The following is a 16,639-nucleotide window of genomic DNA, read 5'->3' on the forward strand; positions in this document are numbered from 1 at the left end:
ATCAGTAAGGAATACTTAATGAAATATATCTAATCTCACCTATATTGTTATATGAAATATATATTGTAAATGGAATATCTTCAATTTTCCATTTTTGGCTTCTAACCACGCCATCATCATTCTTAATAAATAATGGCACTCCTAACATATTTTCAATTTCAGCTTTATTCATTGAAAATTTTAAATTAAATGGCAGTTCTTGTTTATATTGAGAAAAGCCTTCCACACCATCATTATAAAAAAATATAGTCGTTAAGTATATTTTTTCACCAGTTATGGGTTTGTCCTCCTGATTTAAATAAAAAGACTCATCAGTAAATATAAAACCCAATCCCTCATCATATTTACTAATATAAAAATTATACTCATCCAATAAATCACCATCTTCATCATAAATTGGTAATTTAATTTCCTCTTGACTTTTCACAAATTGATTTTTAACAAAAAAATCAACTAATTTTTCATCAATATTTGACTTACCCAACAGTGATATTAAATGATCAATAAACTTATTTGTCATTCTTTCTCGCCTCCTCATCCATAATATTTTTCAAAAATTTATCATAATCAGCATTATTTTTACAGCTCAATGTAGTACATGCTTCTTGCAACTTTGTAACGTACTCAGGCGTTAATTTTTTTGCATTATCTATCATTGCCTCAGAATCCCTAATTTGTGCTGCTTGTAAATCATTTGCATCATTTTCAATGAGTCCTTTATTATTTTTTCCTGCATAGGTTGGACCTGCGGCATGCACCTCATTTGGTACAGTTACACTCATTCCTTCATTAATAATACGATTTTTCTCTGCTTGAGTTAAGGGCGCTTCCTTTAAGTCTTCAGCTCTCTTTAATAATGCAGCTTTAGACGGCTGATGATCTCTAGCCACGGTTCCATCTCCAGTGACTTTCTTTTGATTTCCATAATTATCAACCCATCCCACATCAAGAGATTGCTTTTGATTTATTTCAATATCAGCATCTTTCCCCTTAGTGACACCTTTACCTACTCCAGCACCTACAACTCCAGCCACAGCATTAATTAAATATTCTGCACCTTGTTTATTTTTTTCAATTTCATTTGCAAATTTCAATTCATCTAATTTATTTTCAGATGTTGAGGCTTCAATTTCTTTAACTTTCTCTGAATTAGTCCAATTATTAATCGTATTTGAATTGGTAACATGAGCGGCGGCAGTTAATGATGTCGCCAGCGCATCAAATCCTTGAGCTATTTCAGCTCCTACCGCACTATCTAAAGCTAAAGATTTTCCTGTCTCAATTGCTAAACGGACTGGGCCTGAAATCATTAGTCCTACCGCAAGTTGAACAGTACCTAAATCAACTCCAGTATCTTCACTAATCTGCTTTATATTATTTCCTAAATCAGCAATATTGCTTAATATCGTCATACCAACTGTGGTTTGGGTCGTAACTTTTGTCTCAATGTCAGTTCCTTTCGCATAAATTACTTCTTGTTCATTTACGCCTATTTTAGGTTGTTTAAAAATCGTTTCTAAATCAACACCAGATTGAGCTAATGTATCTAGTTGACTCTGAATTTCACTAAACTCTTTTGCTGCATAGAAAAAATCTAATTTAGAAAATAAAGCTTCAACTTCTTTTGGCTCTATCCCTCGTTTGAGCAATTCACTTGCAACTTTGTCACCAACTACACCCGTTTCTTTATATTCACTTGGTAAATTGTAAAGCCTTGCCTGAATATTATTTAGTGTTTGTAAAGCCTTATCTTTATACTCACCCGCTGGTAAGGCTTGTGCTAAATTTTCTGCACTTTGACGGAAATTCTCTGGCAAATCCTTCTGTTCTTGAATAATCTCCTGTCGTCCAGCTTCTGTCAGTAATCGATGATCAATCGTTACTGAACCATCCAGCATACCTGTGGTCTGATCACGAGTAATTTCTTGGGTATTGTTGATATCACGGTTGGTGGTATGGTAATCCTCCCATAAATAACCGAAGTTAAAAGCAGAGGTTAAGCAGCCATTAGAGGTGGCTTTCCTTTGTTAGCTTGATGTGGTCTTTCATGGTTGTAATGCCACAACCAGTTTGTTGCATAATCTTGTACTTCATCCAAAGTATCAAATAAATGCTTGCTCAGCCAACTATAACGTATGGTCCGATTATAGCGTTCAATATACGCATTCTGCTGTGGCTTACCCGGTTGAATATATTCAATACGAATACCATGCTCAGTAGCCCAGCGCACAAATTCGTGACTGATAAATTCGGGACCATTATCGCATCGGATCACTAACGGTTTTTCTCTCCACTCCAGCAATTGATTCAACGTACGAATAACCCTGATTGTGGGCAATGAGAACCCTGCTTCAATGGCTAGGCCTTCGCGGCGGTAATCATCAATCACATTCAATAATCGAAACTTGCGACCATCGGAAAGCTGATCATGCATAAAATCTAATGACCAAACCTGATTTTCTCGGATTGGTTCTTTCAATGGTTCAGGCGCATGCCGTTTTAGTCTTCTTCTCGGTTTAATACGCAGATTCAGTGCCAACTCACAGTAAATGCGGTAAACCCGCTTGTGATTCCAGCAGCAACTCTCAACATGCCGTAAATACGAGAAGCACAAACCAAAGCCCCAATCGGAATTTTCCTCAGTGAGTTCAATGAGCTGTTCAGCAATGAGTGCATTGTCATCGCTGAGTTTGGCTTGATAGCGGTAGCAGGTTTCACTAATGCCAAATGCTTTACAAGCCAAACGAATACTAATGGCATGCTGGGCAACTGCCTGTTGTGCCATCTTACGCTGGCAAGATGGCTTTACCACTTTTTTGCCATCGCTTCCTGGATGATTTCGGCCTTTAATCGCTCTTCCGCATACATCTTTTTAAGTCTGGTATTTTCGGCTTCTAGCTCTTTCAGTCGAGCCATTAATGATGTATCCATACCACCATATTTGGCACGCCATTTATAAAAGGTAGCATTACTCATGCCGTGTACACGGCAAAGGGTCGCTACAGGTGTGCCAGATTCTGCCTGTTTCAAGATGGACATGATCTGACTATCAGTAAATTTAGATGTTTTCATGCAGAATCTCCTGCTCGTATCTTAAGAGAAAATTCTACTTTTAGATCCTATTATTTTTAGGGGGGATTACCGTATCTTTCACATTCGTCACAGTACCTTGACCTAAGGTTGCCTTGGTCAGTTGTTCTGTTTCTTGCCCGCTGCTATTGATACCAATGGTCGTTGAACCTTTTGGAGCTGTAGAAGCTTCTTTAGTTCCCTTTTGTGGAATACCAATACTGGTCGATACATTAATTTCAAAAATTAAAATCCTTTAACGTCTTTCCTTTTTCATCCAATAATTTATATACAAAATCAGGTTCAATTTTTAAAAATAACTCAATAACATCATGAATTTTCCAACCATGTATTTCTGGATGATCAATGATTGAAATTAAATGTTCTTTTAAAAATGGAATATATTCTTTGAAGTCCTCATCGATTATTAAACCAAATAAAGAATCTATTCCAAAAGGTTGAGTATTAGCAAGCTCTATTATTTTGACAATATATGGAAACAATTTTTTTCTTGTTAAGGTACCTAGACCATGGTCAGATTTATCAGCCCAATAACGAATAAATGCTCTAAGAACATGTTGCAATGTATCATCATAACCATTTAGCCTATGATCAATAAAACCATTTAATTTATTGTTTTCAAATAATGCAGTTAAAGCATTAAAACCATAATCATCTCCCCAAAATGTCAACAATTTAGCAGCTTGGAATACAATATAGTCATCCGAATTTGTTAATAATTCTCTTAACTGTTCTATACGGCTAACTGAAATATCTTCAGCATCTAAGTCCTCTGCTATATCTGTATAATTGACACTATCAGGAATCTCATTTAATAAGTCTATAATCTTCTGTTCCAACTCTATACTCCTTACAAACTATTTCTTTATGTATTCTGATGGAACACAACCTTTGATTAAGCATTCCCCATCTCTAATAGCATGATTCAAATCTTTATTTGCATCTCTTAATTTATCTCGATTTTTTTTACTAGGATTACGATCATATTTCGCCTGAGCTGCATCGACTTTAGATTGTAATTCCTTTCTAACTTCGGTATGTGTCACAATCTGACTACCAGAAATCTTACCTGCATCAATATCTTCCTGCAATCGCTTCGTATCAATCTTAATTTGCTCACCACCATAATTTTTAGAATCAATAGCTATTGCTGGATCACTTGTTGAAATGTATGGTGTATTCTCAGAATTACCACCTCTAATATGAGATTGAACAGATCCTGTTCCTTCAGGGTTTGCAGCAACCAAATCACCTTTGTCATTTATGTAAGCTTTTGGTTTACCTTTATAATTTTCTGTAGCAGAAAAATCATGATCATTACGAGTAACATAATCAGGAACAGTAGGTTTTACTGATATTTCATCACTATTTTTAGCTTTTCCTTTCCCTGAAATTAGTGTCTCAGCAGCTATACCAACAATAAAAGTAGCACCTAGCTTTGCATTTTGCAGTGATTCCGCATAATTAAGACTTCGTTGAAAATCATCATCGCTTAGTCCAAGCTGTTTCAACTCACTAATTTTTTCAGACCGACTCCAATCATCATATAGACCATCTGAAAGTCCGTAGAGTGATTTTACTAAATGATCTGATACCGCATTTGTAGCATAATCAATATATTCTCCACTAAATTGATTAACTATATATCCTGCTGTTGCTTTTACAGGCCCTCCTAACAACACGCTAGCAGCAAGTTGTATTTTTTCAATGTCAACACCACTATCTACAGAAATTTTTTCTATATTTTTACTAATTTCTGCTGCCGCATGTAAAAATTTAAAACCTAGTAAATCCGTTTCTTTTACAGCAAGAGAACTATCTGTATTTTCAGCTAATATACTAATTAAGGAGTTTGAGTTGACTATTGGTTGCTCTTTAGAGAGCTCAGAATTAAGAATCTGTTCAATGCCACTACCATTCTGACTCAAAATATCTAATTGTTCTTGGACAGCAGATAATTTTTGAATTGCATACCAATAATTATCTGTATCTATAATCTTTTCGACCTCTTTAATTTCAAGACCATTTTTCAATAGCTCCCCTGCAACTTGCTGCCCATATTCCTCTAAACCCTCAAAATCTGCTGGTAAACTATAAAGTTTTGCTTGTATATTATTTAAACTTTGTAAAGCCTTCTCTTTATATTCTCCCTCAGGCATTTGCTTCACAATATTTTCAGCACTTTGACGGAAATTTTCAGGTAATTCCTTCTGCTCTTGAATAATCTCCGCCCGTCCACTCTTACTCAGTAAACGCTGATCAACCGTCACAGAACCATCCAGCATGCCCGTCACTTGGTCACGAGTAATTTCTTGCGTATTATTAATGTCCCGATTGGTGCTGTCTGAGGCATTTGCAACAGTCCCTTGACCCATCGTTGCCTTAGTCAATTGTTCTGTTTCTTGTCCACTGCTGTTAAGGCCAATGGTGGTTGAACCGTTTGGATATTTGGATTTTTCTCCATCTTTGTTGTTCGTGGTTTTGCCTATCGTCGTTGATACATTAAAACCACTGCTACTGTTGTAGTTATGATCTTCTATGTCTTTCAGCGCAAGTTCGCCTGAATAGTTCAGCTTACCGTGATCCGTTAATGTGCCGTCTTCATTCTTCGTCGCATTGGCAATCACACCACCAATACTGGTAATATTTTTAACACCCATCGCATCTAGATCAGCATCGTTCTGCGCATTGCCAATCAGCAGCTTACTAGTGTCATTTACCCATGCACTGTCAATGCTGCCCTTACTTTGGTTATAGCCAGCGCTGATATTGCTGGCTTTACCGTTAGAACCAAAACCTAAGCCAATATTTCCGCCTTTGCTGCTATTACTGCTAGTCTCTGTATCCTGCAAGCTTTCTACATGGATCTGATTTACTTGTAGATTACCTCGGTCAGCGATAGAAACCTCACCGCCCTGAATATTCAGTTTGTCTATTGCACCTTCAGTACGATTCAGCACAACTTCACTATTTACGTGGGTGAGGCTTTCGTTTTGTGATTGGCTGGTTTGCTTGCCTATTGAAGCACTGCCGCCACCGCCATAGGTATAGCTCACACTTTGGCTATTGGTTTTACTATTGCTGTCCTGTTTACTATGCTCGACGCCTGCAGTCACATTGAGGTCTTTGCTGCCATCAAAGGTCGTGGTGCCTGTTGCATTCACTCGGCTGCCTTGGATATTGATGTCTTGGCCTTCTGATTTAAGCTGAAGGTTATTTAAATCTAAGTTGCTACCTTGCCATTGGCTTTGTTCTGTATTCGTGGTCGTCGTAGTTTCAATCCTTTCACCATTGGCACCAATAGTAAAGCCATAGGTTGCACTGCTTGCAGCCGCAGATGCGGCTGCTGCCCCTACAGCAATCTGTGCACTTGCCACATTGGCCGTTGCCATTGCGACATTGGCTTTGCTGTCATCTAAGGCTCCTTTGGTAATTCGACCCGCTGCATAGTCACGTTGTGCTTGGCTATAATCATCTTTAGCTTTAGATAAGGCTTTAGTTGCATCTGCAACAGCTTCTACCGCTAAGATTGCATCTAAATAGGCATTGCGAATGCCGACTTCTGTACTGATGGTTTCAGTATGAGTCTTTTCTTCTGTGGTGGTTTTATTTTCATAACCGCCTATGTTAAGATTTCCTCGACCATGATCAATGATCGTATCACCTGTCGCTGTGATATTTTGGCCGAGGATATCTACACCTTCTGCACCTTGAATTGTTAAATTTTCAGTATTGATATTGCCTGACTTATGCGTTGTGGCTGTAGTTTTAACGGTATTCTCTGCGTCTTCAAGTACAAAGCCGCCCACTCGAATGCTGTCTTTATTCAGCTTAACCCCAAGACCTTGTACCGTTTCTTTGCTGTTTGACGTAACAGTTTTGTGTTGTTCTTCTGCTGCATCGAGCGTGACTTTTTTGCCCGCTAAGACCGTGTTCTGTGCATCAATGTTGCTACTGGTCAGTGTCGTTTGACCTGCTGAACCCACATAGACATTATTGGCACCAAGATCGGTCCCTGTTTGTGTTCTTTGCTCAGTCCGTGTGCTCGATGATTCTCCGATCGTGATCTTCGGTGCTTTTAATCCCGGAGCTAAAGCCTCAATACCCGCTAAGCCAACAGCAGTCACTTTCATTAAGTCTTTGGCAATGCCACGATAACCTTTTTGGGTTTCATCCCATTGCTGATCATTGGTTTCTAATGTCGTCAGACTGACATTTTCGGGCAGGGCATTACCATCTTTGGATTTTAAACTGCCATCCGCTTGGCGTTCGAATTGTTTATTGCCAATATAAATATTGTCTTGAGCTTGTATATCATTGGCTTGCAGCTCGATATTTTTACCGGCATTGATATCAACATTTTTGCCAGCTTTGAGCTGTGTTTGTGCAACATCTTCGTCGATATATCCTGATTGACGGTTTTTAAATTGAATTGTATTTTTCTTGGCTGTTTCCGTGCTCTTTATATCAGTATCAATATCTGACAAAAGTTTTACATTGCCTTGGTTTGCCGTAATTTGAATGCTGTCTTTCGCACCAGCTTGCAGGTGCGTGGCTTGAATATCTCCTGTTTGGCTATTGATCAGGATATTGCCACCCGATTGGATGTCGGTTGCAATCGATTGACTGGTCGAAGATTGGATTTTTTTATCTGTTGTAGAGAAGCCACCTTTTTCATGGGCTGCAAGCTGAGAACTGCGTTCATCTCGTCCATTTTCGATCAAGACATTTTGTCCAGCATCAATCACTACATTGCCCGACGTACTGTTCAAGGTGCTGGCTTTAATCTGAGTATTGGCACCACTTTGCAGGGAAATATTTCCTTTCGCCTGAATCTGCGTCCCTACATCTCGACTCGAAGCATTCAGAATCTGATCCTTGTCACCTGCTGAGCTTAAATCACTGCGACTGACATTCACCGTAGAAAGATTCAGGTCTTGTCCCGCTTGGATCGCAATGCTACCTTGGCTTTGTAGATCTGATGCAGTCAGATTGATATTATTCTTGGCATTGGCAACCAGCTGACCATCCGCATCTTGTACATACAGCCCAGCAACACGGCCAATGTTTTCAGCGCTAAATTCACTTAAACCGTGCTTATTTTCAGTTTTAATCGTCGTGGTGATGTTGTTAATGTCTCGGCCCGCATCAAGGGCAAGGATTTGATTGGCGGTCATTGTCCCACCAATATTATTGATATCGGTGTGTGCTGTCGCAAAGACATCTCGACCTTGTATTAAGCCACCCACGTTATTAATGTTATTGGCTTCAAGACTCACCAATTGGCGTCCAGCAATACTGCCTTGGTTGTTTAAATCCCCACTCAGTTTTAAATTGACCGTCTCGCCTGCAATCAAGGCACCTTTGTTGTTTAAGTCCCCCGACTGTACCGCAACATACACTTTCGGTACCAAGACTTGGATTTTTTCGCCATCAACGGTAATGGTTTCTGTCACCAGCCACACCATATCACTGGTCAATCGAGCAATCTGTGCTTCTGAGAGCTTCACTCCAACACTTAAATTAAGATCTTTGGCAGCACTTACCCCAGAATCCATCAAGGCTTTGAATTGATCCTCGAAGTTCGTATAACCATCTAAATAAACTTGACCCGTCAGTTGTGCAATTTGGTCATTGACCAGTTTTTGCTCGTAATAACCATCCCCTAAACGTTTTTGCATATTTTGTGGGTTGGTCGCGAACATTTGCAGCATGTAATCACTGCCTAACCAATTTTTATAATTGGTAAAGGCATCGCTGCTTTCAATCAAAGGGCGGTTATTATTTTCTTTATTAACGCTGTATAAGGATTGCAGCGGTAAGCTGAGTTCTGAGGTATCACCATTTAATGTGCCTTGGTGAGCACCATCATATTTCACCACATCAAGTTTTATTGGCGTTACGATATCAGCTGGATTATAGGGTTTAACACTGTTCCACTTACTTCGTTTACTTGTACCTAATGTATTCCAACCTACATAGTGATACTGTGATGTCCCCGTTTTAATCACACGATGCTCACCCTCAGCATCAATATTATTCACTTCATTTTGTTCAATATTAATGCCTTTCGTCGCTAGAATTTGGCTCTTGTCATTGGTCAGGCTTTGGCCTTTTAGCGTCAGTGTGCCACCTGAAATAATCTCCGCTGGTGCACTGGAATCCACATAGTGTTGGGTTTCGTACTGGTTGTAGATATATCGGGTATAGTCTTCATATTTTTGACCATCCAGATAAATGCTGTCATAACTGCCACGACCTGTAATATGCGATGAATCAAGAATTTCAGCGCTTCCAGCACCTTGATAAGCGGTCACATCTTTGCGGGTTTCTGGTATTTCTTTGACACTTGAACTGAAATGCAAATTTCGGTTGGTCAAAATATCCACGCCTAAGTACATATCACCCACGGATTGAATACGTGCACTGGCATTGTCTAATAATGCGGCAGAGCCTTCTGCCATATGGTTTGCATTGAGTTGTCCACCAACAGTCAGCGCACCTTCGCTGGCAATTAAGGCTTGTTCTCGGTTTTCAATTTTTCCGCCTGCAATATCTAAGCGTTGACGTGCCGCAATCGTGCCTGCTTTGACATCGCCATTGGTTTGCTGTTCTGCATTGAGAAGATGCGCGGCTTGCAGGGCAATATGGTCACCATAGATTTGACCTGTACCCACGTTTTGGATGCCTTGACTGGCATCAATACGAGTTAAACCTTGGCTATTAATGAGGCCGGTATTGTTGACGTTTTCAGCCTGAATGCGTTGATCGCCTAGACTTAATATCTTGCCATTATTGTTTAAATCTTTTGCTTGAAGATTTAAACTCGCTGGGGTGCTATCGACTTTATTTTCTGCAACTACTGCACCGCTATTTTGCAGCTCGCCATTGGCACTGATTTTAATATGCCCGGCTGAAGCAAACACTTGCCCTGCATTGTTAATCCCAACCCCTTGTTCGGTACTGATTAAACTGATTTTGCCCGCATACATTCCGCCTAAGTGACTGGTATCAATGGCAAACTGTGGCACAGTGCCTGCCAACCCCGAAGCCGCCTGTATCGCACCAGCCTGCGGATTAACTTCAATATCATTTTGTCCAGCAACCACCGTCAATTCTTTAGCCCAAATCCCCGCATTGATCTGTGCAGCACGGCTGAGTAACTGGGTATAGTCGGCTTTACTGGCATCCAAGCCCTGACCTGTGATGTTAATCACCCCGTCACGGACTTGATAACCTGTCACTTGTCCATTTTGAATATTCGGATTGGCGGTACTTAAAGTCACCCCACCTGCATTGATAAAACCGCCACCATCGACATTAATCCCAGCTTGGTTGGCAATGATCACATCTGCTTTACGTCCACCGACCTCTACATAGCCATTTAAGTGACTTGGATTGCTGCCGTTCACCTGATTAACAATGACTTTGGCTTCACCGCCTGCAAGCCACGGATTGGCTTGGATATAACCCCCAAGCTGCGTTTGAGTATTTTGGCGGCTGTTATTTAAAATGACACCGTTCTGATTCACATCAAATTGCTGGTAGTGATTCACCGATACCCCAGCTTTGCTTGGGGTTTGAATATTCACCTGCGTTGTGCCATTGGCACTGTTCAATATCGTTGGACGCTGATTGCCTGCCGCATTCGAGTCTGCAACAACATTGCTGTGCGATACACCAATAGATGCATTGATCAGGGCAGTGCCTGTAATCAGCATCAATGAAAATGAAAGAACTTTTAAAGCTAAACTTTTTTCAGAAGCAACGACTGGTGTTTCAAGATCAACCGCTTTATTATTCTGTGTTGAGGCTTGTCCTGCAGCTGCGACATTTTCTGCAACAGCAATCATTTCACCACGGGTTTGACTAAAAATCGTTTTATAGCAGTTCTTATTCATTTTTCAATTACCAATGTGTCTTTATTTGGGAGATTTTTTCGCTTTAATACTACGAGCTCATTTTTTAGTTTGTACTTTTCTTTAGATCAGAATGAATAACTGGCACTAAAACCATAATTCAAATCATAATTTTGGAAATATTCAGGCTTCTTGATTGGTTTACCGATAAATATATCGTAGTAAAAAGTGCCACCCACCTTAAATTGACCACGTAGCCCCATCGCACCACCCACAAGGGTTTTACCTAAAAGCCATTGGGCAGATTGACCATCAACATGCCCAGCATCCAAGGCCATATAGAATTGATGTGCGGGAAAAATAGACATGGCTAAATCATTGCGCCAGTAGAAGCCACGGTCTGCTGCTAGGGTTAGGTCACCATCAAAACCGCGTACTGTATACCTTCCACCAATGGAAAGCCGGTCTTGGATGGTCAGCGGGGTGTCATTGTATTGCGCTCTAAAGGCACTTGAGTAGCTATATTGCTGGTTCTCAAATTGGAACGGAACATTCAGATTGGCATCTAGCGTCCAGATCTTCATCCGTGATGTACCTTCGTTCAGCGCTTCCTCAACTGCTGGTAATGAATCGAATGCACCTGTGCCTCGCTTATACCCTAGACTCAAATCCAGCACTGCAAATTGAATATATTCACGATGATCAAGGTTTAACTGCCAACCCGCAACATCTCTGCGCTGTATGGTCAGTTCGGCATCATCAATATAGCTTTTAGATTCTCGATGCCAGCCTTTCAAGGTCGCTGAGGTTTTACGCTTGGCATCCCGATAAAGCAATCGGGTCAAGCCTAAGTCTTGAGTCTGACTTTCTCCATTATAGTTATAGACATTATTGGTGCCTGCAACAGCTTGGTCATAATTGTATCGACTCGCATTGGCGCTGATCAGCCAGTTTTTATAAGGGACTGAATAATGAAGGGCATAGTTATGGGTTCCGCTCTTCACAGTGGTTCCATTTTGATCCGTAATCTCTTGCTGATCTGCTAAGTTACGGCCCATGGTGACGTAAAATAAGTCACTTCTAAATAAAGGGTTATCGACTGAAACGGTGATGTTACCTTGGTATTTACCGGTTTGACGACTACCGGCATCATCAGCACTTAAGGTCACGCGAATTGGAATTTTTCGCTGTTTCCATTTGACGATAACATCACTTTGATTGGGCGCATCTGCAGGAATAATTTGAATATCAGCTTCCGCTGTAGGCAGTCTTTTTAAGTTTTCTAAGCCTTGCTCTAAGTCACGTAAATTGAGAATATCGCCACTCTTCATTGGAAAGATATTTTTGGCATATTGAATTCGGCCTGCTCGGGTATTTTCCTCATCACTTAAATCGAGTTTGATTTCTCGAACTAATCCCGGAATGACGGTGAGTTTTAATACGCCTGTACTTAAGTTTTGAGGTGCAGCCAATATTCGTGTCGTAGTAAAGCCTCGGCCAATGATGATGTTCTGCGTTTGCGTCATCAACAGATTAATTCGCTGCTCACCCATGCATAAACCTGGAGTAAAACTTAAATCTTTTAACGCTTGTTGCACATATTGATCAAAATGCTTACTCATTTCGCCATCAAGTTCAACTGTCTTGATTTCAAAACAATTCTGATCTTCAAGGTCGGTAAGTTGTACAGCTTCTTTTTTTTGGATGACATCTAAATTAACATCACGTTCTGGTTGTATAATTTTTTCTAGTTCTGCTTGGCGCTGCTGGTTTCGAATCAAACCATCTATCGCTGGATCAAATGTTTCTGCAAATGCAAAAGGAGTAACAACAAAACCACCCAAAGTAAGCAAAATACTTTTTAATACTATATTTTTTTTGAACATAAATTTATTGCATGTTAAATTTTGCGCAGAAATTAACAAATAATGACCAAATATTCAATGGTATTTTATTTTTCAATTTCTCCCATTAGATTGTACCCCTCAATAGACACTTAACTTTCATTCTGCAGGACACCTTCACTTGCCACATGTGTCGTTGATAGCCAATCTGACCATTGTTCTTGATATAACTGTACCATATGAGCACTTGGCTGTTTTTTCGTAAGCGTCCGCTGAACACACCTTATGAATTCATCCTATAAGCCTTAATTTAGTCCCCACTTAAAAACAAGTGGGGACTTAAATTTATGACGACAAATAATCAGACATCCATCGCATCTCTAGCGAAAAAACGAAGAACATACAGTGCTGAATTTAAACAGCAGATCGTTCAGGCTTGTAAAGCACCTGACGTTTCAATTGCTTCGGTCGCTTTGCAACATGGATTGAATGCAAATCTTGTATCCAAATGGATTCGCTTATTTGATGGTAAACCAAAGAATGATCGCTCACCACCACCGAATAAACCTGCATTTATTGCCTTATCCTGCTCTGCACCATTAGATCCTATTTCTACTAATATGTTAACGGTTCAAATTGCTTTACCTCACTCAAAAGCAGAAATTGGCTTTGTGATACGGGTCTGATTTTTCTTGATAAGCTGTGGCTCAAATTTACCCTCACGATCTCTAGGGGTATCTAGTTCAAACTCACCATCATCAGTCAGTAGACGCTTCGTTGTGTAACCATTGCGAGCATTTTTACCTGTTCGTGGACTATTCTTTTCGTAACCTAAATGGTCGGTGAGTTCCGCATTAAGGGCAGTTTCAACAGTCAATTTCTTTAAAGCCCGACTAAAATTATTGAGATCGAGTTCGGTTTTTAGGTTCTTGGCTAACTCTTTAGCGAGTGCCAACATTGCTTCATCTTTCATGGTAAACACCTTTTGTTTGACCCCAACAACGTTGGGGGAGTTTAAGCGTTTACATAGTTTTATTTACAGTCTCAACAAATCCGAAAACAAGGCATCACCATTGCTCATCTAAGGAGTAGACCCAGATACGATATTAGGCATATTTAGGTTTTTTGTCGTGTACAGAGTCAAAAAAGATAGAATCTGGATTTTTATTACATTTACTATCCGTATACTTCAACAGCAGCTTTGAATGTTTCACTTAACCTTAAACTTTTTTTAAAATTAAATATATTTACATATACGTTCTAAAATTTGATATAATTTATTAAAACTTTAGATTCCAAGTGTAAATAATGAGAAGCGCTAATATTCGACGTGATGGCTACTTAAAATTTCTGAATACATGGCAAGACCGTGATGTCATTAAAGTACTTTCAGGTGTGCGTCGCTCTGGAAAATCCACCTTATTGGCAATGTTTCAACAAATCCTAAAAGCACAGGGTGTACAAGCCGAAAACATCATTGCCATCAACTTCGAATTTATGGAATTTGAAGAACTCACCGATTACCGTAAACTACATGATTATGTATTGTCCAAAGTTGATAAAAGTAAAAAAAACTATGTTTTCTTAGATGAAATACAACATGTTACAAATTTTGAGAAAGTAGTCGACTCTTTATATGTTCGGGATTATATCGATTTATATATTACAGGCTCAAATGCATTCTTTCTAAGTGGAGAACTTGCGACTTTACTTACAGGACGCTATATCGAGCAACATGTTCTACCTCTGTCATTCCAAGAATTTAAACAGTGGCATATTGAAAATAATCCGATCATCCAACAATTATCAAATCGTGATTTGTATGCCATGTATACGCGCAGTAGTTTCCCTTATACGCTTGCCATGACTAGCCAGCAGGAAACTTATGATTACTTGCAAGCAGTCTATGCCAGTGTAATGTTTAAAGATGTTATTCCCCGTTTGAATACTGCCGATATTAACTCTCTCGAGCGTGTCGCAAGATATTTGGCAAGCGTGACAGGCTCACCTATTTCCATCAATAAAATTAAAAATACCTTTGTTTCAAGTGGGGTTAAAATTTCATTTGAAACAGTAAAACGCTATATTCAGGGCTTACAGGACAGTTTGTTATTTTATAGTGCCGCACAATTTAAAGTACGCGGGCGTGAGTTATTACAATCCTCTGAAAAATACTATTTAGTTGATGTCGGATTGCGCCGGATTATGTTGCCTGATGCTAATGCTGATCAAGGTCATATCTTAGAAAATGTGATTTATCTTGAGCTTGTCAGACGAGGTTATACGGTCTATGTAGGGCGGGTTGATGAATATGAAATTGATTTTGTTGCTGTCGATACTTTACAGAATTTAACTTATTATCAGGTGGCATTAGAAACGCTCAATGAGGAGACACTCAGCCGAGAGTTACGTCCATTACAGAAAATTTCTGATTCGTATCCCAAGTATTTGCTTACCTTAGACACGATAGGGACTGAAGCGAATTATAATGGTATTGTAAAAATGAGTGCTCTCGATTGGTTGCTATCTGAAAATAAGTAAAGTTGAGGGTAGACATGGATACACTTATTTATTAATTAAAACTCAAAGACTTTTCAGCATTAACCAAGAGTGTGATCAAGCATAATTTCTGCTCCATTTGTGATGGATTGATTTACCTCGACTCGATTTCTATCTGATTAAGATGTATGGTCCGCTTGCATCATGTGAGGACAGGAAAAGGCGAAACGGCTACTTTTTGCATGTGATTAGATAGTTACGGCTGTTATAATCCGTTACTTAACGGGGGATTAATATGTTTAAAAATTTATTACTGAGTTTATTTGTGGCTGTTCCACGGCTTTGTTGCATAAAGATTTTGTAAGCTTCTGATTTAAATAGGTTTGTATGAATTTCAACCTAAAAATTAATGAACAAAATCAGTTGGTTATGTATTTATGCAACAAAGCCTATGTTAGAATATTTTTTTATCGATAGTCCAACATTAAAATTTCGTCTATCTGCGGGCTCAAAGAAACGATTATTACTATCATTGACAATCACGGAACCCACATAGTTTCGATCTAATAAATTATCTAGTCGTGCATAAGTATTTACTTTCCAGTCTTTATTGACCCACAAATAGCCAACATTTGCCGCAACGACCGTATAACTTGGTGCAGTATCAGAGTTGATATCATCGACATAAATCTTGTCCATATAACGTGCTTCTAAGCCTGCCTGAAATCCCTGCTCAGGTTGCCATGCCAAGCCTACAAAAGCTTGATTCTTGGCAATACCTGGAATATATGTTCCTTTTTGTATCAGCGGTTTGGTTGTGGTCGCTGGAATATCAGCATCAAAAGTCGCATCTAAATAACTATAACTGGTTCGAATATTGAGTGCTTGCCAGAGCTGTTTTTGCCACGATAACTCTAAGCCTTCACGTAAGGTTTTTTCTGCATTACGAAATGTGCTTCGCCCGCCATTGGCATCGTCAGGCACAATGTCATTTTTAGTTTCAGTATGAAATACAGCAAAAGTAAATAACCCTAAGGTATTCTGCGATTTTAAGCCAAGTTCTACGGTATCACTGGTCGCAGGTTTTAAATTAAAGTTAATGCCTGAAGTCCCTACTGTAAGATAGGCCATCTCGGTAAAGGTTGGTGTTTCGAAGCCTTTGCCATAGCTAGCATAAGTATAAAGCTCAGGTAATATATCCCAGCCTAAAGCGACAGTTGGAAGTAACTTTTGATAATCTGTTGAACCACTGTCATCACCATTGCCTGTGGTTTAGTCATGGTGCTGAAGCTATTTCTGATGTCTTAATTCTATTACCTGCAACACAGTACATTTAAGTTGATGATG

8 protein-coding genes and 3 pseudogenes are annotated in these 16,639 nt (G+C 39.4%); 3 read left to right on the top strand and 8 right to left on the bottom strand.

Annotated elements, in window-relative coordinates; translation table 11 throughout:
- Nucleotide 1 precedes the first annotated feature (1 nt).
- From FTU00_RS10895 to FTU00_RS10920, 6 genes are all read right to left on the bottom strand, one after another.
- Nucleotides 2-520 (bottom strand): hypothetical protein, encoded by a 519-nt coding sequence (locus tag FTU00_RS10895; protein ID WP_179989170.1) that lies wholly within the window; start codon nt 518-520, stop codon nt 2-4.
- Complete coding sequence (locus FTU00_RS10900) at nt 510-1,898, bottom strand: hypothetical protein (protein ID WP_179991388.1); 1,389 nt, start codon at nt 1,896-1,898, stop codon at nt 510-512. Before FTU00_RS10900 ends, FTU00_RS10895 begins: the two co-directional genes overlap by 11 nt.
- A 98-nt stretch (nt 1,899-1,996) precedes the next feature.
- Nucleotides 1,997-3,072, bottom strand: a protein-coding gene (locus tag FTU00_RS10905) for an IS3 family transposase (RefSeq protein ID WP_179991387.1) whose coding sequence is annotated in 2 segments (ribosomal slippage) — nt 1,997-2,820 and nt 2,820-3,072 — 1,077 coding nt in all. Because the reading frame shifts where the segments join, the coding sequence is not laid out codon by codon here.
- Nucleotides 3,073-3,308: 236 nt separating this feature from the next.
- A complete protein-coding gene (locus FTU00_RS10910; RefSeq protein WP_154320123.1) occupies nt 3,309-3,929 on the bottom strand; it encodes a hypothetical protein in 621 nt (206 codons plus the stop codon).
- 18 nt (nt 3,930-3,947) lie between these two features.
- A complete protein-coding gene (locus tag FTU00_RS10915) occupies nt 3,948-10,991 on the bottom strand; it encodes a hemagglutinin repeat-containing protein (protein WP_179994266.1) in 7,044 nt (2,347 codons plus the stop codon).
- 86 nt (nt 10,992-11,077) lie between these two features.
- Nucleotides 11,078-12,835: a ShlB/FhaC/HecB family hemolysin secretion/activation protein gene (locus FTU00_RS10920; protein ID WP_154320126.1), complete on the bottom strand. Its 1,758-nt coding sequence runs from the start codon at nt 12,833-12,835 to the stop codon at nt 11,078-11,080.
- A gap of 305 nt (nt 12,836-13,140) precedes the next feature.
- Here FTU00_RS10920 and FTU00_RS10925 point away from each other — a divergent pair, with 305 nt between their 5' ends.
- Nucleotides 13,141-13,479, top strand: a complete 339-nt coding sequence (locus tag FTU00_RS10925) for a transposase (protein WP_154320127.1) — start codon at nt 13,141-13,143, stop codon at nt 13,477-13,479.
- Here the strand turns inward: FTU00_RS10925 and FTU00_RS10930 are convergent.
- Nucleotides 13,464-13,766: pseudogene (locus FTU00_RS10930) on the bottom strand (transposase); the annotation flags it as partial. The gene FTU00_RS10925 and the pseudogene FTU00_RS10930 overlap by 16 nt on opposite strands.
- 335 nt (nt 13,767-14,101) lie before the next feature.
- On the opposite strand from FTU00_RS10930, the gene FTU00_RS10935 reads away from it, so the two are divergent.
- Both FTU00_RS10935 and FTU00_RS15665 read left to right on the top strand, forming a co-directional pair.
- The gene (locus tag FTU00_RS10935) at nt 14,102-15,334 is read left to right on the top strand and encodes an ATP-binding protein (protein WP_094069408.1); all 1,233 of its coding nucleotides are present in this window, start codon (nt 14,102-14,104) and stop codon (nt 15,332-15,334) included.
- A 38-nt stretch (nt 15,335-15,372) separates the two neighbouring features.
- Nucleotides 15,373-15,459: pseudogene (locus FTU00_RS15665) on the top strand (HNH endonuclease); the annotation flags it as partial.
- A 268-nt stretch (nt 15,460-15,727) separates the two neighbouring features.
- Here the strand turns inward: FTU00_RS15665 and FTU00_RS10940 are convergent.
- A pseudogene (locus FTU00_RS10940) lies at nt 15,728-16,555 on the bottom strand (TonB-dependent receptor domain-containing protein); the annotation flags it as partial.
- Nucleotides 16,556-16,639 lie beyond the last annotated feature (84 nt).

It is taken from the genome of Acinetobacter sp. YH12041 (assembly GCF_013419975.1).
Classification (GTDB): Bacteria; Pseudomonadota; Gammaproteobacteria; order Pseudomonadales; family Moraxellaceae; genus Acinetobacter.

What these genes read in the sequence shown, in the direction of transcription:
- FTU00_RS10895 (WP_179989170.1), bottom strand. Translation starts at nt 520, where the DNA reads ATGACAAATAAGTTTATTGATCATTTAATATCACTGTTGGGTAAGTCA.
- FTU00_RS10900 (WP_179991388.1), bottom strand. Translation starts at nt 1,898, where the DNA reads ATGCTGGATGGTTCAGTAACGATTGATCATCGATTACTGACAGAAGCT.
- FTU00_RS10915 (WP_179994266.1), bottom strand. Translation starts at nt 10,991, where the DNA reads ATGAATAAGAACTGCTATAAAACGATTTTTAGTCAAACCCGTGGTGAA.
- FTU00_RS10920 (WP_154320126.1), bottom strand. Translation starts at nt 12,835, where the DNA reads ATGTTCAAAAAAAATATAGTATTAAAAAGTATTTTGCTTACTTTGGGT.
- FTU00_RS10925 (WP_154320127.1), top strand. Translation starts at nt 13,141, where the DNA reads ATGACGACAAATAATCAGACATCCATCGCATCTCTAGCGAAAAAACGA.
- FTU00_RS10935 (WP_094069408.1), top strand. Translation starts at nt 14,102, where the DNA reads ATGAGAAGCGCTAATATTCGACGTGATGGCTACTTAAAATTTCTGAAT.